Consider the following 22,515-nt stretch of genomic DNA (forward strand, 5'->3'; position numbering starts at 1 on the left):
AGCGCTATCAGAGACGCCGGCAGATCGGCGCGGCGGGAGATACCTATGAGCGGCAGCGACAATCCTTACAACGGTTCCTTCGGCAACCAGATGTCGGCAACGGCAAGTTATGGCGCAGTATCCCAGCCTGAGGCGGGCGGCAGCCATATCAAGGACACGACGACGGCGAATTTCGGGAAGGACGTCCTAGAGGAATCGCGCAATCAGCCGGTCCTGGTCGATTTCTGGGCGCCATGGTGCGGCCCGTGCAAGCAGCTGACGCCGGTTCTGGAAAAGGTCGTCAATGAAGGTCAGGGCCGCGTCAAGCTGGTCAAGATGAACATCGACGATCATCCCTCGATCGCTGGCCAGCTCGGCATCCAGTCCATTCCGGCCGTCATCGCCTTCGTCAACGGCCGTCCGGCCGACGGCTTCATGGGTGCGGTGCCCGAAAGCCAGGTTCGCCAGTTTATTGATCGGCTCGCAGGTCCTGCGGATGCCGACCAGACCGCAGAGATCGAGGCTTATCTGACGCAGGCTGGCGAATTGCTCGCTGCCGGAAACATCAATGAAGCGGGCCAGCTTTATGGTGCCGTCATGCAGGCCGATCCGGAAAATGCCAAGGCCCTTGCCGGCATGGCCGAATGCCTGATCGCAGCCGACCAGCACGGCGAGGCCCGCCAGATGCTGAGCGAGCTGCCGGAGGAGCTTGGCAAGGATGCCGGAATCCAGGCGGTCCTGAAGAAGCTCGACCAGATCGAAGAGGCCCGCAAGCTCGGCGATCCCGTCGCCCTGGAGCGCGAGCTGGCATCGAACCCTGACCATCACGAGGCTCGGCTGAAGCTTGCCAAGATCCTCAATGTAGAGGGCAGGCGTGAGGAGGCGGCTGAACACCTCCTCACCATCATGCGCAAGGATCGTGCCTTCGATGATGACGGTGCGCGTCGCCAGCTTCTGCAGTTCTTCGAGGTCTGGGGCTTCAAGGACCCGGCGACCGTTTCTGCCCGCCGGAAGCTGTCCTCGATCCTGTTTTCCTGAGTTTGCCGCATCCACCCTTGCGTTTTTGCGCAAGGGCACCACATTTCTCGTGAGGACGGGCGCCGAAGATGCGCCCGCCGAAAGAGTGCGGGACTAGTCTTCATGCAAGTCGGCAATGCGAGATACCTGAAGCCCGGCGATCTACCGGATGAAATTGCAGTTTTTCCCTTGACCGGCGCGCTTCTCCTGCCCGCCGGCCAGTTGCCGCTCAATATCTTCGAGCCGCGTTATCTTTCGATGTTCGATTCCGCCCTGACTGGAAACCGTCTGATCGGCATGGTGCAGCCGGCACACGGCGAGCATGAAGACAAGACGCATGCTCCGGAGCTCGCGGCTGTGGGTTGCCTCGGCCGGATTACCTCTTATGCCGAAACCGGTGACGGGCGTTATATCGTCTCGCTGACGGGCGTCTGCCGCTTCCGGCTGCTGGAGGAGCGATCGCATGGCCAGCCGTTCCGCAGCTTCCGTATCGCGCCGTTCATATCGGATCTTTCTGCCGAGAATGAAGAAGAAGCCGTCGACCGCGGCGCGCTGCTGACGGCCTTCAAGGCCTATCTCGACGCCAACAAACTCGAGGCGGACTGGGAGAGCGTGGAGCGGGCTAGCAACCTTACCCTCGTCAATTCGCTCGCCATGATGTCGCCATTTGGCCCGGCCGAAAAGCAGGCGCTGCTGGAAGCGCCGGACCTCAAGACGAGAGCGGAAACCCTGATCGCCATCACCGAAATCGTGCTTGCCCGCGTCTTCGGCGATTCCGATACCGTGCTGCAGTAGAGGGCGGGATGGACGAAAAACTCAGTCGGGTCGATCCCAAGCTTCTCGAACTTCTCGTCTGCCCGCTCACCAAGGGACGGCTTTCCTACGACCGCGAGCATAATGAACTGGTCTCGGAAAAGGCGCGTCTTGCCTATCCGATCAGGGACGGCATTCCGATCATGCTGGTCTCGGAAGCCAGAAGCCTCGAAGACTAAGCTTCAGCTCTAGATTGCCTCACCTGCGAGCAGCTTCGGATTGTCCTTGGCAGTCGTTCCTGCCGCTTGGCCGATGAAGAAGGACTTCAGGCGGGGCAGGCGATCGACGATGCCGAGGCCGAAATCTCGGGCGATGCGGATCGGGGTCGCGTCATTGGAAAACAGCCGATTCAATACGTCAGTCGTGACGCCCATGCGGAACGTGTCGAAACGGCGCCAGCTCTGGTAACGCTCCAGGATGTTGATGGCGCCGATATCAAGCCCAAGGCGATCAGCTTCCACGATGGTTTCGGCAAGGGCGGCCACATCCTTGAAACCGAGATTGAGACCCTGGCCGGAGATCGGGTGAATGCCGTGTGCGGCATCGCCGGCAAGCGCAAAGCGCGGGGCGACGAAGGAGCGGGCGAGCGTGAGACCGAGCGGGAAGGCGCGCTTGTCGCCGACCACTTTGAGAGCGCCGAGTTTGTGACCGAAGCGTCGTTCCAGTTCCTCCTCGAAAACCAGATCGTCGGCGGCAACAAGGCGGTTTGCGTCATTTGTCCGCTCGGTCCAGACCAGCGACGAACGGTTGTTGCGCAGCGGCAGGATGGCAAAGGGGCCGGATGGGAGGAAATGTTCTTCGGCACAGCCGTGGTGCGGGCGCTCGTGCTCGACGGTGGTGACGATGCCGGATTGGCCGTATTCCCAGGTCACTGTCTTGATACCGGCAAAATCGCGCAGCCTGGAACGTACACCGTCGCAGGCAACCAGCAGGCGCGATTGCAGCGCGCTGCCATCGGACAGGCTGACTTCGATATCGATATCGCTCGTCTTCAGGCCGGTGGCGCTCAGGCCATGGCGGAGCTCGATGCCGAGCCGCTCGCAGGCGCTGCGCAGCGCGCCGACCATAACGACATTCGGGATCATGTGGGCAAAGGGCCGGCCTTCGGCAACTTCGCCGTCGAAGGTCAGGAAGATCGGGCGAACAGGATCGGACATCTTGGAATCTGTCACGATCATCTTGGTGATCGGCTGAGCCTCCGGCTGGATCTCGTCCCAGATGCCGAAGACTTCGAGCATCTTTGTCGCGGCCGCGATAATGGCGGAAGCGCGCATATCTTTCTTCCAGGCATGTTCGGGAGCGGCCTCGACGACCGCGACAGCGAGATGCGGCGCCGCCTGCTTGACCGCCACTGCCACGGACAGGCCGACATAACCTCCGCCTACAACCAGCATGTCCAGCATAGCCCGCTCCTCTTACATTCTACGATCAGATGCGATCTATATAGAGCATCAGGTTACCACTTCCTACCGCCGGGAGCCGAACAAATGACGGAGCAAACGGGCAAGTCCACCGCCATGGAAACATTGATTTCGACGCTCGATATCGAGCCGATCGAGGTCGATATCTTCCGCGGCCGTAGCCCGCAGGTGGGGTGGCAGCGGGTGTTTGGCGGGCAGGTGATCGCACAGGCGCTGATGGCGGCGCAGCGCACTGTGGACGGCGACCGGTTCATTCACTCGCTGCATGCCTATTTCATGCGTCCTGGCGATCCCTCCGTGCCGATCATCTACCAGGTCGAGCGCATCCGGGATGGGGCGAGCTTCAACACACGCCGGGCCGTCGCGATCCAGCACGGCAAGGCGATCTTCGCGCTCTCTGCCTCATTCCAGGTGGAGGAGCCGGGATTCGACCACCAGATCCCGATGCCGCCTGTACCGATGCCGGAAACGCTGCTCGGAGAACAGCAGATCAAGGAGCAGTATCTTGCTCACGCTCCGGCGGCGGTGCGAAAATATTGGGAGCGAGAAAGGCCTATCGAAATCCGTCCGGTCTCGCTGAAGCACTATTTTACGCGTGAGAAGCTCGAACCGCGGCAGGACGTCTGGGTGCGCGCCACCGGGCCGGTGCCGGACAGCAGGCTCTATCAGGCTGCGGTGCTTGCCTATCTCTCGGACATGACGCTGCTTGATGCATCGCTGCATGCCCACGGAACGTCCATCTTCGACCAGAACCTTCAGGTTGCAAGCCTCGACCATGCCATGTGGTTCCACCGTCCCGACAAGCTCGATGACTGGCTGCTCTACACGCAGGACAGTCCGTCGGCTTCGGGCGCACGGGGATTGACCCGCGGCAGCCTGTTTACCCGATCCGGTGTCCTGATCGCGTCGGTGGCGCAGGAGGGCCTGATTCGGAAAAAGGCAAATGAATAAATAGTGTGCATCTTTATAAATTTGCGCATTATTTGTGCGCTTATTGGCCAATCATTTGCCTGTTTATTGGCGCCTCCAATTATAGTCTTTATATTTCAATAACTTATGTAGTTGTCACGAATCTGGCACGCCCTTTGAATGTCTATCGCCGGTCGCTGGTCAGAAACCGTCAGCGGCAAGGAGAGTCGGCTCCGCGCCGAGGATAACGAAGGATGGGAAACCAGATGAAAATTGTGATGGCCATTATCAAGCCGTTCAAGCTCGATGAGGTCCGCGAAGCCCTCACGGCGATCGGCATTCAAGGCCTGACTGTGACTGAAGTGAAGGGCTACGGTCGTCAGAAGGGGCACACTGAAATTTATCGCGGCACTGAATATGCGGTCAGCTTCCTGCCGAAGCTCAAGATCGAAATCGCGGTCGCATCGGAGATCGTCGACAAGGCGGTCGAGGCCATCGCAGCATCTGCCAAGACCGGCCAGATCGGTGACGGCAAAATCTTCGTCTACTCGATCGACCATGCCGTGCGCATCCGTACGGGCGAGACCGATTCAGAAGCGCTGTAAAGAACGGCAGATCAAGGAGCCATTTCCAATGTCAATTTCGAAGTTTTCCTCCAACATCGCACGGATTGGCGCCCTTTCGGCCGCCCTCCTGGCGCCGGTCGTTGCTTTCGCGCAGGAAGCCGCCCCGGCCGCCGCCGATGCTGCAGCCGCTGCTGCTCCGGCCATGACGATGGATAAGGGCGACAATACGTGGATGCTCATCTCCACGGTGCTCGTTCTGCTGATGACCATCCCGGGCCTTGCGCTGTTCTACGGCGGTCTGGTCCGCGCCAAGAACATGCTGTCGGTGCTCATGCAGGTCTTCATGATCACGGCTGTCGTCATGATCATCTGGGTCACATACGGCTATTCGCTCGCCTTCACCGATGGCGGCTCGCTGAACAGCTTCGTCGGCGGCTTCTCCAAGGCTTTCCTGGCAGGCGTCACACCGTCTTCGCTGGCTGAAACCTTCACGAAGGGTGTAGCCATTCCGGAACTCACCTTCATCTGCTTCCAGATGACCTTCGCCTGCATCACGCCGGCCCTGATCGTCGGCGCCTTCGCCGAGCGTATCAAGTTCTCGGCTGTCATGCTCTTCGTCATCCTGTGGGTCACCTTCGTCTACTTCCCGATGGCGCATATGGTCTGGTTCTGGGGCGGTCCGAGCGCTTACACTGCTCCGGCTGGCTTCATTTACTCGCTTGGCGCGATCGACTTCGCGGGCGGCACGGTCGTTCACATCAATGCCGGTATCGCTGGCCTCGTCGGCGCTATCATGCTCGGGAAGCGCACGGGCTATAAGAAGGAAATCATGGCTCCGCACTCCATGACCCTGACCATGGTTGGTGCCTCGCTCCTGTGGGTCGGCTGGTTCGGTTTCAACGCCGGCTCCAACCTAGAAGCCAACGGCTATGCATCGCTCGCCATGATCAACACCTTTGTCGCAACGGCTGCTGCCGCTGTTTCCTGGTGCATTGTTGAAAGCTTCTCTCGCGGCAAGGCTTCCATGCTCGGTGCTGCTTCTGGTGCCGTCGCTGGTCTCGTCGCCGTCACCCCGGCAGCCGGTTTTGCCGGTCCGATGGGTTCGATCGTTCTTGGCCTCATCGTCTCGCCGGTCTGCTACTTCTTCGTCGACGTCGTGAAGAACAAGTTCAACTATGACGACTCGCTCGATGTTTTCGGCGTCCATTGCGTTGGCGGTATCTTTGGCGCCATCGGCACCGGCATCCTCGTCAACCCGGCTCTCGGCGGCGCTGGTATCGTTGACTATGGGACGCCGGACTTTGCGGCAACCTATCTCGGCACCGGAGCTCAGGTATTCAAGCAGCTTCAGGGTGTGCTGGTCACGCTCCTGTGGTCGGGCATTGGCTCTGCGATCCTCTACAAGGTCGTCGATGTCATTATCGGGCTGCGCGTTTCGGTCGAAGCCGAGCGCGAAGGTCTTGACCTCGCAACGCACGGCGAAGCTGCCTATCACGCCTGATCAAAGGGTTTGCGGCGCCCGGCACAAGGGCGCCGCCGCACAGCCCGTCGCGGCCTATCTAACCATAAGCCGCTCTTGGCCCGGACCTCTCAAGGTTCGGGCCCTTTTCTTTTTAGCGATCCGGCATATGCATGGTTAACATCGCTTTAACCCTACTTTGATTAGGTAGAGCGGACGCATTTGGCGCAGCGAAGCATTGGCGATTCGCGTGCCCCCAGGCATTGGACGGGTTTGACATATGGCAAGAAGCACGTCGCCGGCGATGGACGGCCGTCCTGACCGGTTCTCCTTCTCGGCATTCATGCTGCGACAGATCCAGGCTCTCGCCGGCTTTGCGGTCTTCCTCGTCCTGGCGCTCGCGGTTGCGGCGCTTGCGACATGGAACGTCACCGATCCCAGCTATTCCTACGCCACCGGCAACCTGCCGACCAACATTCTCGGTTATAGCGGCGCTGCCTTTGCGGATGTCGCCATGCAATTCCTTGGGCTTGCCAGTGTCGTTTCGATGCTGCCGATCGTCGCCTGGGCGCTGGCGCTGATTTCCGGCCGTCGCATCAGCCGCATTCCGGCGCGCGCCGGCGCCTGGCTTCTAGGCACAGTGCTTTCCTCAGCCGTCATCGGTTGTTTTCCACCGCCGCTCACCTGGCCGATCCCGAATGGCATCGGCGGTGTCATAGGCGACATGATCCTGCGTTTTCCGGCACTCTTCGTCGGCGCCTATCCGACCGGTGTCTTCGCAACCGCCATCGGCTGCATCTTCTCTGTCCCGACTGGGTGGATGATGCTCTTTGCGGCCGGTATCGTCGGCCGCAGCGAGCTCGATGAAGAGGACGAAGAAGAGGATTATGTCGATACGCGCAGCAAGGTGCGTGTCGTCGGCGACGAGGATGAGGACGACGATGGGTCCCGCTGGATGGCCTTTAGCGGTGCCATGACGCATGCCTGGTACATGAACCAGGCGCGTTTCCGGCGGCTCTTCGGCATGGGACCGCGCAAGCGGCGCCAGAGCGATTTCGAATCGCCCTATGATTTCAACGATGACGAATTCGGCACGTTGAACGAACCGGTGCGCGCCAAGCCCGCAGCGCGTGGCGAGCGCACGGATCCTTCCATGGAGCCGCGTGCCGTATCCGCCCGCCGCGTCGTTTCTGCGCCTTCCATCTCTCTGAATGACGATGAGGACGAGGATGACGATCCGCCGTTCGATAGCGACTTGCCTCCGCGTCCGGCCGATATCCTGCCTGATGACGATGATGACGACTGGATGATCCGCGCGCCGGCCAAATCGGCCGGCAAACCCGAGCCGCGCGTCATTCCCGCTTCATCTCGTCCGAAGCCCGGCGCCCGCGTCGAACGCGAGGCGCAAGGCTCGTTCATCCGGCCGGAGGGCTTCCAGCTTCCCTCCATGCATCTGCTTGCCGAGCCGAAGAATGTGGTGCGCGATTCCACACTCTCGGCTGATGCGTTGGAGCAGAATGCCCGCATGCTGGAAGGCGTGCTCGAGGATTTCGGCGTCAAGGGCGAGATCATCCACGTTCGCCCCGGCCCCGTCGTCACGCTCTACGAACTGGAACCGGCACCCGGCATCAAGTCATCCCGGGTCATCGGTCTTGCCGACGACATCGCCCGCTCGATGAGCGCGATTGCCGCCCGCGTTGCCGTCGTGCCGGGCCGCAATGCGATCGGCATCGAGCTGCCAAACCAGTCACGCGAGACCGTCTATCTGCGCGAGCTCATTGCCTCGCGTGATTTCGAAAGCTCCAAGGCGAAGCTCGCCATGGCGCTCGGCAAAACGATCGGCGGCGAGGCCGTGATCGCCGATCTCGCGAAAATGCCGCATCTGCTCGTTGCTGGCACCACCGGCTCGGGTAAATCGGTCGCTATCAACACGATGATCCTGTCGCTGCTTTACCGCATGACGCCGGAGCAGTGCCGCCTCATCATGATCGACCCGAAGATGCTGGAACTCTCCGTCTATGACGGCATTCCGCATCTGCTTTCGCCTGTCGTCACCGATCCCAAAAAGGCTGTCGTCGCGCTCAAATGGACCGTCCGCGAGATGGAAGAGCGCTACAAGAAGATGTCGAAGATCGGCGTTCGCAATATCGACGGCTTCAATACGCGTGTCGAGCAAGCACTTGCCAAGGGGGACACGATCTCGCGCACGGTGCAGACCGGCTTCGACCGGCAGACCGGCGAAGCAGTCTACGAGACCGAGGAATTCGATCTGCAGCCGATGCCCTATATCGTCGTCATCATCGACGAAATGGCCGACCTGATGATGGTCGCCGGCAAGGATATCGAAGGCGCCGTGCAGCGTCTTGCCCAGATGGCGCGTGCGGCCGGGATTCACGTCATCATGGCAACGCAGCGTCCGTCGGTCGACGTCATCACCGGCACGATCAAGGCGAACTTCCCGACCCGCATCTCCTTCCAGGTCACGTCGAAGATCGACAGCCGCACGATCCTCGGCGAGCAGGGTGCTGAGCAGCTGCTCGGCATGGGTGACATGCTCTACATGGCCGGTGGCGGTCGCATCCAGCGTGTCCATGGCCCGTTTGTATCCGACGTCGAGGTCGAAGAGATCGTCTCCTATCTGAAGACGCAGGGCTCGCCGCAATATCTCGATGCCATCACTGCTGATGACGACGAAGATGGTGATTATGGTGGCGGTCCGGCTGGCACCGCAAATCTCGCCGATTCGGAGGATCCCTACGATCAGGCCGTTGCCATTGTCCTGCGCGACGGAAAGGCCTCCACTTCCTATGTTCAGCGCAGGCTCGGCATCGGTTATAATCGTGCTGCTTCGCTGATTGAACGCATGGAGCAGGAGGGCATTATCGGCCCTGCCAACCATGCCGGAAAACGCGAGATTCTCGTGCCCACGGACGGGGATATTCTCGACCGCTGATACAGGAAAATTTTGCAGCGCCGCCCGTCCGACGGAAACCCTGGGCCGTGTAATCCGTTACCTTTCACCGGGCGATCGCGGCGCCTTGAAGACGCCGCCTTTCGGCGGCATGCAGATCGCATACAGGAGGTTCATATGACCAACTCCGCATCCATTTTTTCCGGCCTGCCGGTAAGCCGCCGTGACGTCCTCGGCGTCTTTGCCGCTGCGGCCGTTGCAAGCGCCGTCCCGTTTCCCGCTCTCGCTCAGGTCGCACAGGCGGCCGCACCCGCTGGCAACAACGCTACGGCACAGGCGATCGCCGATCATTTCTCCGCCGTTGCCACGATGCAGGGCGAGTTCGTGCAGTTTGGCCCTCGGGGTGAACAGACCGGTGGCAAATTTTTCATCGAGCGTCCCGGCAAGCTGCGCTTCAACTATGACGATCCGTCGCCGATGCGCGTCATTGCCGACGGCAGGAATGTCGCGATCGGCAACATCAAGCTGAAGACCTGGGATCTCTATCCGCTTTCCAAGACGCCGCTCAGCCTGCTGCTTGCGCCGCGTATCGACCTTTCTGCCGGCATGGTGAAGGGCGTGAAGCAAGAGTCCGATCTGACGACGATCTCGCTCGGCAACAATACTGTGTTCGGCAACTCGACCATCACCATGATGTTCGACCCGAAGACCTATGACCTGCGCCAGTGGACGATCACCGATAACCAGGGCAAGGATACGTCGGTCATGATCTTCAACGTAAAAACCGGCATGGCGTTCGACGAGCGCGTCTTCCGCGTGCCCTACGAGGATATCAAGGGTACCTCGGCGAACCGCGACTGATGCTTTTCGGTTGATCGCCGGCCGCTTTTGCCTGTGGCCGGTTTTCTCGCTTACACCTTTGCTCTAAAGCCTTTTCAGAGGGATCTGAAAGGGCATGGCATGAGCTTTTCCATCACCACCTGGAACATCAATTCGGTGCGGCTGCGCATGCCGATCGTCGAGCAGTTGGTGCTCAAGCACCGGCCCGACATTCTCTGCCTGCAGGAAACGAAGGTTACGAACGATCTCTTCCCGTTGGCACCGCTACGCGCCATGGGCTACGAGCACATCATCATCCACGGCCAGAAGGGCTATCATGGCGTTGCCATCGCCTCCCGCGTGCCGCTGACCGAGGATCACCGGCAGGATTACTGCAATGTCGGCGATGCGCGCCACATCTCGGCGGTCTTCCAGCGCGGCAACCGGCGCATCCGCCTGCATAATTTCTATGTTCCTGCCGGCGGCGACGAGCCGGACCGCACGATCAATCCGAAATTCGGCCACAAGCTCGATTTCATCGAGGAGATGAAGAACCTCAAGGCGAGCGCCGAGCCGAACACATCTGCCATCCTTGTCGGCGATCTCAATATCGCGCCGCTTGAGCATGATGTCTGGTCGCACAAGCAGCTTCTGAAGATCGTCAGCCATACGCCTGTCGAAACCGACGGGCTGCTCGAGGTGATGAAGCGCGGCGGCTGGCATGATCTCATGCGCCAGCACGTGCCTGCCAATGAGAAGCTTTATACCTGGTGGAGTTACCGCGCGAAGGATTGGGAAGCTGCCGACAAGGGCCGGCGTCTCGATCACATCTGGTCCTCGCCCGATCTTGGCCCGCTTCTGCAGCGTATCGAGGTGCTGAAGGAAGCACGCGGCTGGGACCGGCCGTCCGACCACGTGCCGGTGACCGTGCATCTCAATCTCTGAGACGCTTCAACTGAACCGGTGAAATTGGCTTGCGGCCTGCGCCGCAAGATCGGCAATGCTATCGCGGATGCGGTTTTCGATAATGCGTGCCGCCGAGGGATATTCTTCGATCAGGCGGTGAAACAGGGCCCGCGTGATGCGGATGATGCCGGTATCTTCGCGCGCGATAGCAGTGAATTTGCGCTCTACCTGCGTCACCAATGCAAGTTCCGATATCAGCGATCCGGATTCGGCAATGGCTTCGGTCCGCCCCATGCCATCCGAGCCCGTCACGCTGAGTTCGAGACTGCCGCTGGTGATCACATAAGCACTTTCGGCGGGCGAGCCCTGACGGAACAGCATCTGCCCCGCCGCAATCACGCGACGGTCCGCGCCGAAGGCAATAAGGCGCAGCTGGTCGTCGTTCATGTCCTTGAACAGCGGCAGCTGCGCCAGCAGGAGAATATCGTCGGAAAGAGACATTCTACGGGATAATCTTGTAGCCGCCGTTTTCCGTCACGAGGATCTCGGCGTTGGATGGATCCCGCTCGATCTTCTGGCGCAGACGGTAAACGTGGGTTTCCAGCGTGTGTGTGGTGACGCCGGAATTGTAGCCCCAGACCTCTTCCAGCAGCACGTCGCGGGTGACCACCTTCTGTTCGGCGCGGTAGAGGTAGCGAATGATCGCCGCTTCCTTTTCCGTCAGGCGGATCTTCTGGCCGTTATCGGTGGTCAGCAGCTTCTGGCTCGGCTTGAAGAGATAGGGACCAACGGTGAAAGTCGCATCTTCGCTCTGCTCGTGCTGGCGAAGCTGTACGCGGATGCGGGCAAGCAGCACGGCGAAGCGGAAGGGTTTGGTGATATAATCGTTGGCGCCGGCCTCAAGGCCGAGGATCGTGTCGGAATCCGTGTCATGGCCGGTCAGCATGATGATCGGCGCTTTGAAGCCGCCCTTGCGCAACAGCTTCACCGCCTCGCGGCCGTCCATATCGGGCAGGCCGACGTCCATGATCAGAAGATCGACAGGATTGGAGCGGGCGGCCTGGACGCCCTTGCCCGCGGTCGCTTCCTGCAGGACCGTGAATTCCTCATACAACGACAATTGCTCCGTCAGCGTCTGGCGAAGGTCGTCGTCGTCATCCACCAGAAGAATGGTGCGTGCGGTCATGCGGGTGCGTCCTTGCGTTGGTCAGATACTCCTACGCCAAATTCCACATTTGGCAAGGATTGGCGATCTGCTGCTGTTGCTGCCTAAGGCTTCATATGGTTTCAATCGAAGCCCAAGGCAATTCAAGAACATGCGAGAAAAATGGAAAAAGCAAGGCGAGAGCGAAACGGCAAGCCTCCTACGCTCGTTGTGCGTGCCGCTCCGGGCAAAAAGAGCAGGGCTATCATCCGTTGCGGCCCGCTTGCCCTGCCTGCCGCTATCGGCCGCAGCGGCCGGACCGTGATCAAGCGGGAAGGTGACGGGGCAACGCCGATTGCTGCCATGCGACTTCTTTACGGTTTCAGGCGCGGCGAACGAAACGGGCATCTTCCCTCGGAATTGCCGATCCGGCGCATCCGCACCGATATGCTGTGGTGTGATCAATCGGACGATCCAAACTACAACAGGCTGGTGAAGGCGCCGTTCAAGCCGAGCCATGAAGATATGAGGCGTGAGGACGGGCTCTACGACATCTGTCTGGTGCTCGACTGGAACATAACCACCCGGGCGCGCAATCGCGGCTCGGCGATCTTTTTCCATCTCATCCGGCCCGGATATGAGCCGACTGCGGGCTGCGTTGCGATCAGCGCCCGCGACATGCGCCGTCTTCTGCCCCATCTCAGAAAGGGAACGATCGTCCGCGTTCTCTGATTGTATTGCCGACAACCTGTCCTATATGGATTTTTGACCGGACGCGAGGGCTTCGATGTGTCCAGGGAAAACCGCTTCGCGGCTTCAATTCGTGCCCCATTCAATTCATGTCTTTGGCCAATTCTTCAAACTTCCGGAGATCTACTGTGACCACTCAGCCCATCATTACTTTTCACGACGGACACTCCATTCCACAGGTCGGTCTTGGCGTCTGGCAGACGCCGCAGGATATCGCTGCTCCGACCGTGCGCACCGCACTTGCCGCAGGTTACCGTCACATCGATACGGCGTCCGGCTACGACAATGAAGAGGGCGTCGGCGAAGGCATCCGCTCCTCCGGAACCGATCGCAAGGATATCTTCGTCACCACGAAACTGCGTAATACCGACCAGGGCTACGACAATGCGCTGCGTGCCTTCGAGGTCAGCCTGAAGAAGCTCGGAACCGATTATATCGATCTCTATCTCATCCACTGGCCGTCGCCGCACCGTGGGCTTTATCGCGAAACCTGGAAAGCTTTCGTGCGGCTGCGGGAAGAGGGCCGCGTACGATCCATCGGAGTTTCCAACTTCTATCCCGACCATCTCGATCACATCGTCGGCGATACAGGTGTGGTTCCTGTTATCAACCAGATCGAGCTGCATCCGGACTTCCAGCAGAAGGCCGCCCAGGAAGCCCACAAGAAGCTGAATATCGTCACGGAATCCTGGAGCCCGCTTGGCCAGGGCCGCTTCATTTCCAATCCGGTCATCGCCCAGATTGCTGCCAAGCACGGCAAGACACCGGCGCAGGTGATCATCCGCTGGCACATCGATACCGGCCTTGTCGTCATTCCGAAGTCGGTGACGCCCTCGCGCATCGAGGAGAATTTCAACGTCTTCGATTTCAAGCTTGATGGCGAAGACATGGCAGCGATTGCCAAGCTCGATAGCGCCGGCGCTCGCATGGGTCCGGATCCGTACACGGCGACGTTCTAAGCGCCGTCTTCTCAGCTTCGCGCAATTAAGAAAGCCCGGCGCTCGCGCGCCGGGCTTTTGTCATGTCCGATGGGCCAGAAAGATCAGTTCCACTCGCGGATATCGACGAAGTGGCCAGCAATCGCGGCTGCGGCGGCCATGGCCGGCGAGACGAGATGCGTGCGGCCCTTGAAGCCCTGGCGGCCTTCAAAGTTACGGTTCGAGGTCGATGCGCAACGCTCGCCCGGCTTCAGGCGGTCGTCGTTCATGGCGAGGCACATGGAGCAGCCCGGTTCACGCCAGTCGAAACCGGCTGCCTTGAAGATCTTGTCGAGGCCTTCCTGCTCCGCCTGTTCCTTCACGAGGCCGGAGCCCGGAACGATCATGGCGTTGACGGTCGAGGCGACGGTCTTGCCTTCAACGACCTTGGCGACAGCGCGCAGGTCTTCGATGCGGCCGTTGGTGCAGGAGCCGATGAAGACACGGTCAATGCTGATATCAGTCATCGGCGTGCCCGGCTTCAGGCCCATATAGTCCAGCGCACGCCACTTGGAGGCGCGCTTGGTTTCGTCCTGGATATCGTCCGGGTTCGGAACGATGCCCTGTACCGAAATTACGTCCTCGGGCGATGAGCCCCAGGAGACGATCGGCGGCAGTTCGGCAGCGTTGAGCGTGACGACGCGGTCGTAATGCGCGCCTTCGTCGGTCTTCAGGGTCTTCCAGTAGGTGATCGCCTGCTCGAGCGCTTCGCCCTTGGGTGCACGGGGCTTGCCCTTGATATATTCGAAGGTGATCTCGTCGGGCGCGATCAGACCGGCGCGGGCGCCGCCTTCGATCGACATGTTGCAGATCGTCATACGGCCTTCCATCGACAGCGCGCGGATTGCTTCGCCGGCATATTCGATGACGTAGCCGGTGCCGCCGGCAGTGCCGATCTCGCCGATGATGGCAAGGACGATATCTTTGGCGGTAACACCCGGCGGCAGCTGGCCGTCGACCTGCACCAGCATGTTCTTGGCCTTCTTCTGGATCAGCGTCTGGGTGGCAAGAACGTGCTCGACTTCAGACGTGCCGATACCATGAGCCAGCGAGCCGAAGGCGCCGTGCGTGGAGGTGTGGCTGTCGCCGCAGACGATCGTCATGCCCGGCAGAGTGAAGCCCTGCTCCGGTCCGATGATGTGGACGATGCCCTGGCGCTTGTCGTTCTCGGAATAATATTCGACGTTGAATTCGGCGGCATTCTTGGCGAGCTGCTCGACCTGAATGCGGCTTTCCTCGTTCTTGATGCCAAGATGGCGGTCAGCAGAGGTCGGAACGTTGTGGTCGACGACGGCAAGCGTCTTTTCCGGCGCGCGAACCTTGCGGCCGGTCATGCGCAGACCTTCGAAAGCCTGCGGCGAGGTAACTTCGTGGACCAGGTGACGGTCGATGTAGAGAAGACAGGTGCCGTCAGGCTGTTCGTCTACCAGGTGGTCGGCCCAGATCTTGTCGTAAAGGGTACGCGGTGCGCTCATGGCTAATCGTCCGTTTTGGCTGGAGCGTGGAATAAAGGATGTGGCGGAGAGGCTCCGCAGGCCGTCATTCGATCAACGAAGTCGGCTGTTGAGCGCACCGGAAACGGACGCAAAGAAACGTGCCGGCAGGCGATAATGGTCCTGCAGCACGAAAATATGCGCACCGATGCATCTGAACTTGGATTCCATGGCGCTGGATATAGCGATTTTTGATCGAAACGGCAATTCGAATCGTCATGCGCTCTAGCGCCGCGGCATCTGCTTCATCTTCTTCTCGATCCGTCGCAGGAAGAGCGACAGACCGATCGTCAGGATCAGATAGATGTAGGTGACGATCGAATAGGTCTCGAAGAAGCGAAACGAGCCAGAGGCATAGACCTTGCCCATCTGCGTGATGTCGGCGACTCCGAGAACGGAGACCAACGATGAATCCTTTACCATCGAGACGAAGTCGTTCGAAAGCGGCGGAAAGATCACCCGGATCGCCTGCGGAAAGACGACGAGACGGAAGCGGCGGTAACGCGACAAGCCTAGCGACTTGGCCGCCTCGATCTGGCCGATATCGACCGACTGGAAGCCGGCGCGGAAGATTTCGGCGATGAACGAGGAATAACCGATCATCAGGGCAATGATGGCGCGCCACATCAGCGACAGATCACGCACGAGGATAGGCTCGGCAATACCTGCCTGCACCAGGGGTGTGATCAAGAAATTATAGGCTGCGACAACCCCCGGCGCGCCGACGAAGGCGATATAGAAGAGCAGCACGAGGATCGGAATGCCTCGGATGATCTCGATATAGAAGCGGGCGATCTGGCGCAGTACGATATTGTCGGAGAGACCCAGCAGCGCGATGCCCAGACCGAGCACGGTCGCCAGCACAAAGGCGACAAGCGTCACGAACACGGTAATACCGGCACCATTCACGACGGTCCGGAAGACCTGCGCGTAGATATCGTTGGTGACGATGACGACGGCGAGAACGATGCCGATCAGAACAAGGACGACCAGCCACCAGGGACGGTCGTCCTTTTCGTGTCGCGGGGATGGGGGTAATGCCATCTGCGATCGCTCGGGGACTATTGGCCCATCTTGTAGTCGAGGAACCACTTCTTGTTGAGCGCATCAAAGGTGCCGTCCGCCTTCAGGTCGGCGATGGCGGCATTGACGGGGGCGACAAGATCGGAGCCCTTGGGGAAGATAAAGCCGAAGTCTTCGGTGCCGAGCGGTTCGCCGACGACCTTCAAACCGCCATTCGAGGAATCGACATAACCCTTGGCAGCGACGCTGTCGGTGAGGACCAGGTCGACGTCACCGGTCTTCAGGGCCTGTACGGTCGCACCGAAGGTTTCGAAGAGTTTGATGCGCGGGTTCTGTTCGTTGCCGTCGAGGATTTCGTAGACGGCGGTATAGAAAGGCGAAGTGCCGGGCTGGGCGCCGATCAGGCCATCGCTGAGGGCGCCGAAGCTCTTGGCGTCGGTGAAGCGCTTTTCGTCGCCACGAACCAGCATGAACTGCTGCGAGCGCATGTAGGGGTCGGAGAAGTCGACCTTCTGCTTGCGGTCGTCCTTGATGGTGATGCCGGTCATGCCGATATTGTACTGGCCGTCGGACACGGCCTGGATCATCGCGTCCCAGCTGGTGTTCTGGTACTCGACCTTGAAATTCAGCCGCTTGGCGATCTCGTTCATCGCGTCATATTCCCAGCCGATCGCCTTGCCGGATTTGGGATCGACAAACTGCAGCGGCGGATAAGCATTTTCCGTCACCACAACAACTGTCTTGCCGCCGAGGTCCGGCAGGCTGGCGGCGAAGGCTGCGAGCGGCGAAAGCATGACGGCGGTCAGGCCGGCAAGAACGGTGCGGCGAAAGAACATAATGTGGCTCCCCAATATTTGAGTGGCAGAATTGTCATGGAAGATGTGCTCATGGCAAGGCTGCAGGCATCGCCGACCCTTGCAAAAAAGAAAAGGCGGCCCAAAGACCGCCTTCCCCATGCAATGATTTTCGCTTTCGCGAGAAGCTTACTCAGCCGAACCTTCAGCAGCGGCTGCTGCTTCTGCGGCGGCCTTTGCTTCAGCGGCTTCGGCTGCTGCCTTTTCGGCGGCGAGAGCCTGAGCTGCTGCAACCTTTTCAGCTTCGATCCGTGCCTTTTCCTCGGCAAGGGCCTGACGCTCGGCATCGTTGAGCTTGCGGGCGCGGGTGCCGGTGTTCTCGACGATACGAGCCGACTTACCGCGACGGTCGCGCAGGTAGTAGAGCTTGGCGCGACGGACCTTACCGCGGCGAACGACTTCGACGCTTTCGATCAGCGGGGAGTAAACCGGGAATACGCGCTCGACGCCTTCGCCGTAGGAGATCTTGCGGACCGTGAAGTTTTCCTGCAGGCCGCCGCCGGAGCGGGCGATGCAGACGCCTTCATAGGCCTGAACACGGGTACGGTTGCCTTCCGTGACCTTCACGTTGACGCGGACGGTATCGCCCGGGGAGAATTCGGGAAGCGTACGCTTGGCTTCGATCTTGGCGGCCTGTTCGGCCTCAAGCTGCTGAATGATGTTCATCGTCTTAACCTTTGGTTATTCTGAAACAGCCAGAGCGCTCACACTGTCCTTCGGTCTATGCCTCCGGAGTTTGCCCTTGCGGGCGGGAGCGGGTTCGCCATTCTTTGTTTGCTGGCAGACAGGGTTAAACCCCATTTCCGCGTGCGCCAATACACGAAAGACTTCCGCTTGTCATCCCTTGGACGACAAATTTATGAAATCAGCCGCCTTTTCCGGACTTCTGCGCTGCAAGAAGATCGGGGCGTCTTTCCTTCGTCAGGGAGACGGCCTGTTCGTGGCGCCATTTCTCGATCGCGCCGTGATTGCCCGACGTCAGGATCGCCGGAATCTCGCGGCCTTCCCATTCCTGCGGACGGGTATAGTGCGGATGTTCCAGCAGCCCGCCTTCGAAACTTTCATGCAGGCCGGAGAGGTCGTTACCCATGACGCCAGGCAGGATACGGACGATCGCGTCGAGCACGATCAGCGCCGCCGGCTCGCCGCCTGACAGTACGTAGTCGCCAATCGAGACTTCCTCGAGCCCGCGCGCGTCGATCACCCGCTGGTCGACGCCCTCGAAACGGCCGCAGATGATGATAACGCCATCGCCGGCCGCCAGTTGCCGCACACGCTCCTGCGTCAGCGGCTTGCCGCGCGGGCTCATCAGCAGTCTCGGGCGGGTGTCGTTTTCAGAGGTGCTGTCGATGGCGCGGGCCAGCACGTCGGGCTTCAGCACCATGCCGGCGCCGCCGCCAGCCGGCGTGTCGTCGACGGTGCGATGCTTGTCAGTGGCAAAATCGCGGATCTGCACGGCATCAAGCGACCATTGTCCGCGCTCTGCCGCCTTGCCTGCGAGCGAAAATCCCAGATGACCCGGAAACATTTCCGGGTAAAGTGTCAGAACGGTCGCCCGGAAAGCCATGGCGCCTACTTCTTTTTCTTCGGCTTGGCGGGGGTGAGGCCCTTCAGATCGTCGGGATCGTCGATGAGGCCGGCGGCAAGCGGATCAATGAGCAGCTTGCCGGCTTCAAGGTCGATTTCAAGCACGGAGGCTTCCGAAAAGGGGATCAGCACCGGACGCTTGCCGGGGCCCTTGAGTTCCAGAAGATCGCCGGCGCCGAAATCGAAGACTCCGGTCACGGTGCCGTAACTGATGCCCTGATCGTCGAAGGCTTCGAGCCCTTCCAGATCGGCATAGAAGAACTCGTCGTCCTCCAGTTCCTCGTCCGACAGGTTGTCGCGTTCGATGTAGAGTTCCAGGCCGTTCAACGCCTCGGCGGCGTTGCGGTCGTTGACGCCGCGGAAGCGGACGACGACCATATTCTTCATCTCGCGCAATTCGAGAACCTCGAAAATGCGCCCATCCATGCTGTGCAGGTGGCCATAATCGCCGAGCGCGGTCGGGTCGGCCGTGTAGGCTTTTACACGCACCTCGCCGCGAATGCCCTGGGCGCCACCGATGGTCGCCATCAGCACCGGGTTTTCAAGCTTGGTCATGGGGTCCTTCATTCGAGCGCAGGCAAGAAGCCGAGATCACGCTTCTCATAAACGAAGTGCGCGGGAATGGAAACGAAAACGGGCGGCATGTCGCCATGCCGCCCGTTCAGATGGGATCGAAACCGATTATTCGGCGGAAGCAGCAGCTTCAGCGGCGTCAGCAACCTTCTGAGCCTTTTCGGCAGCGCGCTCCTGAGCCTTCTTGCCCGGCTTTGCCTTTTCCGGGTTGTTGCGGGTTTCGCGCTTGGAGATGCCGGCTTCGTCGAGGAAGCGCAGGACGCGGTCCGTCGGCAGGGCGCCCTGATCGAGCCAGTGCTTGATACGCTCGCCGTTCAGCTGAACGCGCTTTTCATCATCCTTGGCGAGCATCGGGTTCCAGGAACCGAGGTTCTCAAGGAAACGGCCGTCGCGCGGGCTGCGGGCGTCAGCGAGAACGACGTGGTAGTACGGGCGCTTCTTGGAACCACCGCGTGCGAGACGAATTTTCAGTGCCATGTTTTACTCCTTAGGCTTTTCTTGAACCGCTTCGTTGAGCGGCATGGTTATCGGGTTGCGGCGCTCTGTTCAGCGTGATCCGCAGCGATCTGCTCATGATGCCGGATGACTTCCTTGATGACGAAGTTCAGGAACTTCTCGGCGAAATCCGGATCCAGATGCGCATCTTCGGCAAGCTGACGAAGACGCGTGATCTGGTATTCCTCGCGCGCCGGATCGGCCGGCGGCAACTTGTACTTGGCCTTGAGCACGCCGACCTCTTTGGTGCAGCGGAAGCGTTCGGCCAGAATATGAACGAGCGCCGCATCGATATTGTCGATCGACTGGCGGTAACTCGAAAGCTGGGCTTTGACGTCTGGATCAATCATGGGGCAGGCGATCCTTTCACTTCTTCTTCGGCAATCCGGGCAGGCCCGGGAAACCACCACCGAGGCCCGGCAGCTTCGCGCCGCCCAGACCGGGCAATCCGCCCGGCAAGCCTCCGCCTAGACCGGGCATACCCCCACCCGGCTTTCCGAGACCCGCGGCTTCCGCCTGCTTCTGCAGCGCTTCGAGCTGCTTCGGGTCGATATTCGAAAGATCAGGCATGCCGCCCATGCCGCCCATGCCGCCGAGGCCCCCCAGCCCCATCTTGCCGGCAAGACCGCCCATCATCTGCTTCATCATGCCGCCTTTGCCCTTGCCGCCCATCATCTTCATCATGTCGGCCATCTGCCGATGCATCTTCAGAAGCTTGTTGATGGCAGCCGCATCCGTGCCGGAGCCGGCGGCGATGCGCTTCTTGCGCGAATGCTTGAGCAGGTCGGGATTGGCGCGCTCGGCCTTGGTCATCGACTGGATGATGGCGATCTGGCGGCCGAACAGCTTGTCGTCCAGGCCGGCAGCGGCCATCTTGTCCTTCATGCCGGCCATGCCGGGCATCAAGCCCATGATGCCGCCCATGCCGCCCATCTTCTGCATCTGGCGCAGCTGGTCGGCGAGGTCGTTCAGGTCAAACTTGCCCTTGGCCATCTTGGCGGCCATGGCAGCCGCCTTTTCGGCGTCGATGTTTTCTGCAGCCTTCTCGACGAGCGAAACGATATCGCCCATGCCGAGGATACGGTCGGCGATACGACGGGGATGGAATTCCTCCAGCTCGCCCATTCGTTCGCCGACGCCGATCAGCTTGATCGGCTTGCCGGTGACGGCGCGCATGGAAAGGGCCGCACCGCCGCGGCCATCGCCATCCATGCGGGTCAGCACAAGGCCGGTGATGCCGACACGCTCATCGAAACTGCGAGCGAGATTGACGGCGTCCTGGCCGGTCAAGCTATCGGCGACCAGCAGGATTTCGTGCGGGTTCGACTTCTTCTTGATATCGGCCATTTCGACCATCAAGGGTTCATCGATATGGGTACGGCCGGCGGTGTCGAGAATGACGACGTCATGGCCGCCGAGCCTGGCTGCCTGAACGGCGCGGGCGGCGATATCGGTCGGAGACTGACCGGCAATAACGGGCAGGGTGTCGATGTTTGCCTGAGCGCCGAGCTGGCGAAGCTGCTCTTGCGCTGCCGGGCGGCGCGTGTCGAGCGATGCCATCAGCACCTTCTTCTTCTCGCGTGTCGTCAAGCGATTGGCGATCTTTGCCGTGGTCGTCGTCTTACCGGAGCCCTGCAGGCCGACCATCATGATGACGACCGGGGCGGCTGCATGAAGGTCGACACCGACACCTTCGCCGCCGAGCATCTCGATCAGCTCGTCATGGACGATCTTGACGACCATCTGGCCTGGCTTGATCGACTTCAGGATCTCGGCGCCGACAGCCTTTTCACGCACACGATCGGTGAAGGAGCGCACGACTTCCAGCGAAACGTCGGCTTCCAGAAGCGCACGGCGAACCTCGCGCAGCGCTGCGGAAACATCACTTTCCGAAAGCGCGCCACGGCCTGTCAGTCCATTCAGGATGGAACCAAGACGGTCCTGGAGGTTCTCAAACATCGGCTCTTCCTTGATACGTTTCGGGGAGTTTTGGGATGTCCCGAACGTCGTGCTTTTCCTTGACGAAAACAAGACGCAAAGCCAAAAAGCACCCGAGGGCGCGACGCGCTGTCGGGTGTTGACCTCCGGAATCCAATGTCCCGGTCGGCGGCTCGGAGTCTTTACTCGTCGCGGATTTGGGGCGATAAACAGGAAAGCTGCGGGAAAGTCAAGGCGAATGCGTCCGGCGACGCCGTGGCGGGCTTTTTCCAAACCCGAACGGCAGGCGTGGTGCGGGATAATACGCCATGCGACCGGTCGCGACGACGGAAGTATATATCTATATATACTAACATATTCGCCTTGGAATTCACTGATGTCTGGTAGAATATTTCTATCGCAGACCCGAATTCGCTCTAAAAGCCAGTTGCAAAATATTCCGCTTCTGATTCTACTTTCTACTTAAGTAAATTCTGTAAAATGATTCGTTAATATCCTTGATGTCGAATGAATCGGCGGAGATATCAAATGATAAACCCAGATATAGAAAGCTGGGCGCTGGCACGCGCCCATAATATAGTTCTGAAGGAAGGCCTGAATCTGGCGAAGGCGGCACAGGACCTGGATCGCAAGCGGTCTCGCTTGTTGGTCTATGAGCTCAGAAAGGTCATTACTGCCGCTATTGTTGAAGCGCATGCGGCGTCCCTCAGTTCCGATGGCCCGGCGGCGCGCTAGATCCGGATTCTGTCTGGTTTTCATAGGTTGGCTTTGTTGTATCCGCCCTGATTTCGCGGACTTCGCCGTTGCGCGTAAGAAGAAGGACGAAGCTCGCCTGGCGCTCACCCACTGGTAATCCCTGAGCATTTCCGCCATATACAGCC

General features: G+C 60.1%; 24 protein-coding genes. 12 read left to right on the forward strand and 12 right to left on the reverse strand.

Annotated features, from left to right (window positions below):
- Nucleotides 1–45: 45 nt before the first annotated feature.
- The 3 genes from trxA to FHX06_RS24640 all read left to right on the forward strand — a co-directional run bounded on the left by trxA (nt 46) and on the right by FHX06_RS24640 (nt 1,988).
- Nucleotides 46–1,017 (forward strand): thioredoxin, encoded by a 972-nt coding sequence (trxA, locus tag FHX06_RS24630; protein ID WP_112545686.1) that lies wholly within the window; start codon nt 46–48, stop codon nt 1,015–1,017.
- A 102-nt stretch (nt 1,018–1,119) separates the two neighbouring features.
- On the forward strand, nt 1,120–1,791 hold the full coding sequence (locus FHX06_RS24635; RefSeq protein ID WP_112545685.1) for an LON peptidase substrate-binding domain-containing protein: 672 nt from the start codon (nt 1,120–1,122) through the stop codon (nt 1,789–1,791).
- A gap of 8 nt (nt 1,792–1,799) precedes the next feature.
- Nucleotides 1,800–1,988 carry a Trm112 family protein gene (locus FHX06_RS24640; RefSeq protein WP_112545684.1) on the forward strand — a complete coding sequence of 63 codons (189 nt, stop codon included), beginning with the start codon at nt 1,800–1,802 and terminating at the stop codon, nt 1,986–1,988.
- Between the two features lie 9 nt (nt 1,989–1,997).
- Here the strand turns inward: FHX06_RS24640 and FHX06_RS24645 are convergent, their stop codons facing one another.
- Complete coding sequence (locus FHX06_RS24645) at nt 1,998–3,212, reverse strand: ubiquinone biosynthesis hydroxylase (protein ID WP_183881178.1); 1,215 nt, start codon at nt 3,210–3,212, stop codon at nt 1,998–2,000.
- A gap of 84 nt (nt 3,213–3,296) precedes the next feature.
- Here FHX06_RS24645 and tesB point away from each other — a divergent pair, with 84 nt between their 5' ends.
- The 6 genes from tesB to FHX06_RS24675 all read left to right on the forward strand — a co-directional run bounded on the left by tesB (nt 3,297) and on the right by FHX06_RS24675 (nt 10,839).
- The gene (tesB, locus tag FHX06_RS24650) at nt 3,297–4,181 is read left to right on the forward strand and encodes an acyl-CoA thioesterase II (protein ID WP_113115438.1); all 885 of its coding nucleotides are present in this window, start codon (nt 3,297–3,299) and stop codon (nt 4,179–4,181) included.
- A gap of 212 nt (nt 4,182–4,393) precedes the next feature.
- Nucleotides 4,394–4,744 (forward strand): P-II family nitrogen regulator, encoded by a 351-nt coding sequence (locus tag FHX06_RS24655; protein ID WP_007814595.1) that lies wholly within the window; start codon nt 4,394–4,396, stop codon nt 4,742–4,744.
- A gap of 28 nt (nt 4,745–4,772) precedes the next feature.
- The gene (locus FHX06_RS24660) at nt 4,773–6,206 is read left to right on the forward strand and encodes an ammonium transporter (protein WP_183881180.1); all 1,434 of its coding nucleotides are present in this window, start codon (nt 4,773–4,775) and stop codon (nt 6,204–6,206) included.
- Between the two features lie 238 nt (nt 6,207–6,444).
- Complete coding sequence (locus FHX06_RS24665) at nt 6,445–9,117, forward strand: FtsK/SpoIIIE family DNA translocase (RefSeq protein ID WP_183881182.1); 2,673 nt, start codon at nt 6,445–6,447, stop codon at nt 9,115–9,117.
- Nucleotides 9,118–9,252: 135 nt separating this feature from the next.
- Nucleotides 9,253–9,936, forward strand: a complete 684-nt coding sequence (locus FHX06_RS24670) for an outer membrane lipoprotein carrier protein LolA (RefSeq protein WP_112545679.1) — start codon at nt 9,253–9,255, stop codon at nt 9,934–9,936.
- A gap of 99 nt (nt 9,937–10,035) precedes the next feature.
- Complete coding sequence (locus FHX06_RS24675) at nt 10,036–10,839, forward strand: exodeoxyribonuclease III (protein ID WP_112545678.1); 804 nt, start codon at nt 10,036–10,038, stop codon at nt 10,837–10,839.
- A gap of 6 nt (nt 10,840–10,845) precedes the next feature.
- Here the strand turns inward: FHX06_RS24675 and FHX06_RS24680 are convergent, their stop codons facing one another.
- Nucleotides 10,846–11,301 carry a cyclic nucleotide-binding domain-containing protein gene (locus tag FHX06_RS24680; RefSeq protein WP_112545677.1) on the reverse strand — a complete coding sequence of 152 codons (456 nt, stop codon included), beginning with the start codon at nt 11,299–11,301 and terminating at the stop codon, nt 10,846–10,848.
- Nucleotide 11,302: 1 nt separating this feature from the next.
- A complete protein-coding gene (locus FHX06_RS24685) occupies nt 11,303–11,986 on the reverse strand; it encodes a response regulator transcription factor (protein ID WP_112545676.1) in 684 nt (227 codons plus the stop codon).
- 141 nt (nt 11,987–12,127) lie between these two features.
- On the opposite strand from FHX06_RS24685, the gene FHX06_RS24690 reads away from it, so the two are divergent.
- Both FHX06_RS24690 and FHX06_RS24695 read left to right on the forward strand, forming a co-directional pair.
- Complete coding sequence (locus FHX06_RS24690; protein ID WP_183849577.1) at nt 12,128–12,676, forward strand: L,D-transpeptidase; 549 nt, start codon at nt 12,128–12,130, stop codon at nt 12,674–12,676.
- Nucleotides 12,677–12,822: 146 nt separating this feature from the next.
- A complete protein-coding gene (locus FHX06_RS24695; RefSeq protein WP_183849575.1) occupies nt 12,823–13,653 on the forward strand; it encodes an aldo/keto reductase in 831 nt (276 codons plus the stop codon).
- An 83-nt stretch (nt 13,654–13,736) separates the two neighbouring features.
- Here the strand turns inward: FHX06_RS24695 and leuC are convergent, their stop codons facing one another.
- The 9 genes from leuC to ffh all read right to left on the reverse strand — a co-directional run bounded on the left by leuC (nt 13,737) and on the right by ffh (nt 21,655).
- Nucleotides 13,737–15,146 carry a 3-isopropylmalate dehydratase large subunit gene (gene leuC / locus FHX06_RS24700; RefSeq protein WP_112545673.1) on the reverse strand — a complete coding sequence of 470 codons (1,410 nt, stop codon included), beginning with the start codon at nt 15,144–15,146 and terminating at the stop codon, nt 13,737–13,739.
- Between the two features lie 243 nt (nt 15,147–15,389).
- Nucleotides 15,390–16,208: an amino acid ABC transporter permease gene (locus FHX06_RS24705; protein ID WP_113013320.1), complete on the reverse strand. Its 819-nt coding sequence runs from the start codon at nt 16,206–16,208 to the stop codon at nt 15,390–15,392.
- 17 nt (nt 16,209–16,225) lie between these two features.
- Nucleotides 16,226–17,023: a basic amino acid ABC transporter substrate-binding protein gene (locus FHX06_RS24710; protein ID WP_112970787.1), complete on the reverse strand. Its 798-nt coding sequence runs from the start codon at nt 17,021–17,023 to the stop codon at nt 16,226–16,228.
- Between the two features lie 147 nt (nt 17,024–17,170).
- Complete coding sequence (gene rplS, locus FHX06_RS24715; RefSeq protein WP_112545670.1) at nt 17,171–17,707, reverse strand: 50S ribosomal protein L19; 537 nt, start codon at nt 17,705–17,707, stop codon at nt 17,171–17,173.
- Between the two features lie 199 nt (nt 17,708–17,906).
- Entirely contained in the window at nt 17,907–18,608 is a 702-nt protein-coding gene (trmD, locus tag FHX06_RS24720) for a tRNA (guanosine(37)-N1)-methyltransferase TrmD (RefSeq protein WP_183849573.1), read from the reverse strand.
- A gap of 5 nt (nt 18,609–18,613) precedes the next feature.
- A complete protein-coding gene (gene rimM / locus FHX06_RS24725; RefSeq protein WP_112545711.1) occupies nt 18,614–19,183 on the reverse strand; it encodes a ribosome maturation factor RimM in 570 nt (189 codons plus the stop codon).
- Nucleotides 19,184–19,309: 126 nt separating this feature from the next.
- Nucleotides 19,310–19,678, reverse strand: a complete 369-nt coding sequence (gene rpsP, locus FHX06_RS24730; protein ID WP_112545668.1) for a 30S ribosomal protein S16 — start codon at nt 19,676–19,678, stop codon at nt 19,310–19,312.
- A gap of 47 nt (nt 19,679–19,725) precedes the next feature.
- The gene (locus FHX06_RS24735) at nt 19,726–20,046 is read right to left on the reverse strand and encodes a chorismate mutase (protein ID WP_183849571.1); all 321 of its coding nucleotides are present in this window, start codon (nt 20,044–20,046) and stop codon (nt 19,726–19,728) included.
- Between the two features lie 16 nt (nt 20,047–20,062).
- On the reverse strand, nt 20,063–21,655 hold the full coding sequence (ffh, locus tag FHX06_RS24740; protein ID WP_183849569.1) for a signal recognition particle protein: 1,593 nt from the start codon (nt 21,653–21,655) through the stop codon (nt 20,063–20,065).
- Nucleotides 21,656–22,141: 486 nt separating this feature from the next.
- On the opposite strand from ffh, the gene FHX06_RS24745 reads away from it, so the two are divergent.
- Entirely contained in the window at nt 22,142–22,369 is a 228-nt protein-coding gene (locus FHX06_RS24745; RefSeq protein WP_183881184.1) for a hypothetical protein, read from the forward strand.
- The last annotated feature ends 146 nt before the right edge of the window (nt 22,370–22,515 follow it).

The organism is Rhizobium sp. BK512 (assembly GCF_014194915.1).
Classification (GTDB): domain Bacteria; phylum Pseudomonadota; class Alphaproteobacteria; order Rhizobiales; family Rhizobiaceae; genus Rhizobium.

Excerpts from the sequence above, each read along its gene's own strand:
- trxA (WP_112545686.1), top strand. The coding sequence starts at position 46 with ATGAGCGGCAGCGACAATCCTTACAACGGTTCCTTCGGCAACCAGATG.
- FHX06_RS24635 (WP_112545685.1), top strand. The coding sequence starts at position 1,120 with ATGCAAGTCGGCAATGCGAGATACCTGAAGCCCGGCGATCTACCGGAT.
- FHX06_RS24640 (WP_112545684.1), top strand. The coding sequence starts at position 1,800 with ATGGACGAAAAACTCAGTCGGGTCGATCCCAAGCTTCTCGAACTTCTC.
- FHX06_RS24645 (WP_183881178.1), bottom strand. The coding sequence starts at position 3,212 with ATGCTGGACATGCTGGTTGTAGGCGGAGGTTATGTCGGCCTGTCCGTG.
- tesB (WP_113115438.1), top strand. The coding sequence starts at position 3,297 with ATGACGGAGCAAACGGGCAAGTCCACCGCCATGGAAACATTGATTTCG.
- FHX06_RS24655 (WP_007814595.1), top strand. The coding sequence starts at position 4,394 with ATGGGAAACCAGATGAAAATTGTGATGGCCATTATCAAGCCGTTCAAG.
- FHX06_RS24660 (WP_183881180.1), top strand. The coding sequence starts at position 4,773 with ATGTCAATTTCGAAGTTTTCCTCCAACATCGCACGGATTGGCGCCCTT.
- FHX06_RS24665 (WP_183881182.1), top strand. The coding sequence starts at position 6,445 with ATGGCAAGAAGCACGTCGCCGGCGATGGACGGCCGTCCTGACCGGTTC.
- FHX06_RS24670 (WP_112545679.1), top strand. The coding sequence starts at position 9,253 with ATGACCAACTCCGCATCCATTTTTTCCGGCCTGCCGGTAAGCCGCCGT.
- FHX06_RS24675 (WP_112545678.1), top strand. The coding sequence starts at position 10,036 with ATGAGCTTTTCCATCACCACCTGGAACATCAATTCGGTGCGGCTGCGC.
- FHX06_RS24680 (WP_112545677.1), bottom strand. The coding sequence starts at position 11,301 with ATGTCTCTTTCCGACGATATTCTCCTGCTGGCGCAGCTGCCGCTGTTC.
- FHX06_RS24685 (WP_112545676.1), bottom strand. The coding sequence starts at position 11,986 with ATGACCGCACGCACCATTCTTCTGGTGGATGACGACGACGACCTTCGC.
- FHX06_RS24690 (WP_183849577.1), top strand. The coding sequence starts at position 12,128 with ATGGAAAAAGCAAGGCGAGAGCGAAACGGCAAGCCTCCTACGCTCGTT.
- leuC (WP_112545673.1), bottom strand. The coding sequence starts at position 15,146 with ATGAGCGCACCGCGTACCCTTTACGACAAGATCTGGGCCGACCACCTG.
- FHX06_RS24705 (WP_113013320.1), bottom strand. The coding sequence starts at position 16,208 with ATGGCATTACCCCCATCCCCGCGACACGAAAAGGACGACCGTCCCTGG.
- FHX06_RS24710 (WP_112970787.1), bottom strand. The coding sequence starts at position 17,023 with ATGTTCTTTCGCCGCACCGTTCTTGCCGGCCTGACCGCCGTCATGCTT.
- rplS (WP_112545670.1), bottom strand. The coding sequence starts at position 17,707 with ATGAACATCATTCAGCAGCTTGAGGCCGAACAGGCCGCCAAGATCGAA.
- trmD (WP_183849573.1), bottom strand. The coding sequence starts at position 18,608 with ATGGCTTTCCGGGCGACCGTTCTGACACTTTACCCGGAAATGTTTCCG.
- rimM (WP_112545711.1), bottom strand. The coding sequence starts at position 19,183 with ATGACCAAGCTTGAAAACCCGGTGCTGATGGCGACCATCGGTGGCGCC.
- rpsP (WP_112545668.1), bottom strand. The coding sequence starts at position 19,678 with ATGGCACTGAAAATTCGTCTCGCACGCGGTGGTTCCAAGAAGCGCCCG.
- FHX06_RS24735 (WP_183849571.1), bottom strand. The coding sequence starts at position 20,046 with ATGATTGATCCAGACGTCAAAGCCCAGCTTTCGAGTTACCGCCAGTCG.
- ffh (WP_183849569.1), bottom strand. The coding sequence starts at position 21,655 with ATGTTTGAGAACCTCCAGGACCGTCTTGGTTCCATCCTGAATGGACTG.
- FHX06_RS24745 (WP_183881184.1), top strand. The coding sequence starts at position 22,142 with ATGAATCGGCGGAGATATCAAATGATAAACCCAGATATAGAAAGCTGG.